This is a genomic window from Solemya elarraichensis gill symbiont (assembly GCF_002021095.1).
Classification (GTDB): domain Bacteria; phylum Pseudomonadota; class Gammaproteobacteria; order Chromatiales; family Chromatiaceae.
In genome coordinates this window covers 1-2498 of sequence record NZ_MPRK01000249.1, presented here as the reverse complement: position 1 = coordinate 2498, position 2498 = coordinate 1, and the positions used below count along the sequence as shown (strand labels likewise).

At 53.4% G+C, this 2498-nt stretch carries 2 protein-coding genes; one reads left to right on the top strand and one right to left on the bottom strand.

Translation table 11 applies throughout. The annotated features are described in order from the left end of the window. Positions 1 to 124 precede the first annotated feature (124 nt). Positions 125 to 1675 (bottom strand): threonine ammonia-lyase, biosynthetic, encoded by a 1551-nt coding sequence (gene ilvA, locus BOW51_RS09770; protein ID WP_281252885.1) that lies wholly within the window; start codon positions 1673 to 1675, stop codon positions 125 to 127. 70 nt (positions 1676 to 1745) lie between these two features. Between ilvA and rpiA the strand changes: the two genes are divergently transcribed. Beyond that, positions 1746 to 2405, top strand: a complete 660-nt coding sequence (gene rpiA / locus BOW51_RS09765; RefSeq protein WP_078477550.1) for a ribose-5-phosphate isomerase RpiA — start codon at positions 1746 to 1748, stop codon at positions 2403 to 2405. Positions 2406 to 2498: the final 93 nt, after the last annotated feature.

Sequence of the window (2498 nt, the reverse complement as noted above, 5' to 3'; positions counted from 1 at the left end):
AAGAAGGCGACCAGAAAAAAGCGTTAGCCAACAGCGGTGATCTGCGCCCGGCGTCTAAAAGCGCCGGGCGACGTTCATTCGCACAACCGACAATGGTGACTGCTGATGCAGTGCTAGATGAGCTCTACGGCTTGCTGACGGTGCTCGCAAAAAGCTGATAGGCAGAGTTGTCAGTCTCCTCCCAGTAGCGGTAACCAAGCTTGTCCAGCGATGCCGTGAAATCCTTGACTTCCACTCGAGGAAGCTGAATCCCGACCAGAACACGTCCATAAGCCGAACCGTGATTACGGTAATGGAACAGGCTGATATTCCAGCGATGCCCAAGGCGCGTCAGGAACTCGAGCAGGGCGCCCGGACGTTCCGGAAACTGGAAGCGAAACAGCTTCTCATCTTCGATGCCGTGCGCATGACCGCCAACCATATAGCGGATATGTAGCTTGGCTGCCTCATTGTCGGTCAGGTCCTGGACCTCGTAGCCTTTCTCATTCAACTTGTTGATCAGTAGCTGGCGTTCATCGTCGCCACCGGTCAGTTCGACACCGCAGAAAAGATGTGCTTCCTGGCTGTCTGCATAGCGGTAGTTGAACTCGGTAATCGAACGCTTGCCAAGCAGTTTGCAGAACTTGAGGAAACTGCCGGGCACCTCGGGAATTTTGACCGCAAACAGTGCTTCCTTCTGCTCACCAAAATCGGCACGCTCGGCGATATGACGCAGGCGGTCGAAATTGACATTCGCACCACTCTCGATCGCAACAAGCTGTTTTCCCTCGAGACTGTTTTCGGCAACGTCTTTTTTCATTCCGGCGATCGACAGCGCACCTGCCGGTTCGGCAATGGTGCGCGTCTCCTCGAAAATATCCTTGATAGCGGCGCAGATCTCGTCAGTTGTTACCAGTACCACTTCATCAACCAGTTTTTTCGCTATGCGAAAAGTCTCTTTACCGATGATGCGTACCGCGACGCCGTCAGCGAATAGCCCGACTTCCTTGAGCTTGGTGCGCCTGCCTTTTTTCAGCGAAGTGTGAAGAGTCGCTGAATCCTCAGGTTCGACGCCGATGATTTTAGTTTTGGGATAAAGATATTTAACGTAGGCCGCGATGCCGGCAATCAGGCCGCCGCCGCCTACTGGAATATAGATGCGGTCAGGTGCCACGGGCATCTGGCGCAGTATCTCCATGCCGATAGTCCCCTGTCCTGCGATGACGTCAGGATCATCAAAAGGATGCAGGAAGGTCTGTTGGTTTTCCTCGGAGAGTTCCATGGCATGGGCAAAGGCTTCGTCGTATGAATCGCCAAACAGAACTGCCCTGGCGCCATGCGAGCGCACTGCCTGCACCTTGATAGCCGGTGTTGTCTTTGGCATAACGATGGTAGCGGCAATTTTCAGCGTTCTCGCCGACAGGGCCACGCCTTGCGCATGATTGCCAGCGGAGGCGGCTATCACGCCCTTGCTGCGCTGCTCATCACTTAACTGGCAGAGCTTGTTGTAAGCACCGCGAAGCTTGAATGAGAAAACGGGCTGAAGGTCTTCACGTTTCAGGTAAACATTGTTGTTCAGGCGGCTTGAGAGTCTTGGAGCGTGGTCAAGCGGTGTTTCGATGGCAACGTCGTAGACTCGTGCGCGCAGAATTTTTTCAAGGTATCTTTGTGGCATTGTGACTCGTTTATGTACCAGTGCAGCATGACAAGTAACCGGCTACACGGCTATCATAGACTAATTCAGAGGCTAAACGAAAAGTGAATTTATGAACCAGGATCAACTTAAGCGACAGGCGGCCGAAAAGGTTGTTGAATTTTTACCATCTGGCGGTGTGCTGGGTGTCGGCACAGGCTCCACTGTTAATCATTTCATTGATGTTCTTGCAGACGTCAAGGGGCGCTTTGACGGTGCCGTATCGAGCTCGGAAGCCTCAACAGAAAGGCTCAAGGCGATCGGAATGCAGGTGCTTGACCTGAACAGCGTTGGCGAACTGGAGGTCTATGTGGATGGTGCCGATGAATCCAATCACCAGCTGGAGCTGATCAAGGGTGGCGGCGGAGCACTGACGCGCGAGAAAATTATTGCTGCGGCCAGTAAGCAGTTTGTCTGTATCGCAGACGCCTCCAAGCTGGTCAGCTGCCTTGGTGAGTTCCCTTTGCCAGTTGAGGTGATCCCGATGGCGCGTTCCTATGTTGCCCGTCAGTTGGTCAAGCTGGGCGGTAACCCGGTGCTGCGCGAGGATTTCATTACAGATAACGGCAACGTGATTCTCGATGTGCACGGTATGGAAATCATGGAACCGATCAAGATGGAGACAGAGATCAACAACATCGTTGGCGTGGTCACCGTTGGGCTGTTTGCCAGCCGTGGTGCGGATGTGCTGATTCTTGGTGACGAAACGGGTGCGAGGGTGATCAAGTCCTAGCAGTTACCGACCGGCGATCTACAAGGAAGTAGGAAGTACAGGGGATTTCCTAATGAAATCCCTGTCATTTGATCGCCCTGTACAACTCGCCGT